General features: G+C 66.6%; 1 protein-coding gene. It reads left to right on the top strand.

The genetic code is table 11. The annotated features are described in order from the left end of the window. Nucleotides 1–85 precede the first annotated feature (85 nt). The coding region (locus tag ACLQ29_RS35510; protein ID WP_425775721.1) for an IS3 family transposase at nt 86–311 on the top strand (226 nt) is incomplete at its 3' end.

Raw genomic sequence — 311 nt, 5'->3', positions numbered from 1 at the left:
CCCATCCACCAGCAGTGTTGCGTTGATCGTCTGAATCTAAGTCGGCTTTTTTCGCCTCGGAACTCGACCCGACCCGGCGACGGTCGTGACGCTCGTCGACGAGCTGAAAGACCGCTTCGGGGTCGAGCCCATCCTCCGGGTCATCGGCGTGGCCGTCTCCACCTACTACGGGTGGCGTGCCCAGGCAGCCAACCCGTCTGCCCGACGCCGGCAGGATGAGGAACTGGCCGTGGAGATCGCGGAAGTCCACGACGTCTCCGGCGGCACCTACGGCAGTCCGCGGGTGCACGCCATGTTGCGCCGCCAAGGCC

Origin of the sequence: Micromonospora sp. DT228, assembly GCF_049841595.1 — a bacterium.
Classification (GTDB): domain Bacteria; phylum Actinomycetota; class Actinomycetes; order Mycobacteriales; family Micromonosporaceae; genus Micromonospora.
The sequence above is the reverse complement of the archived record's forward strand: the minus strand, read 5'-3'. Positions and strand labels throughout refer to the sequence as shown.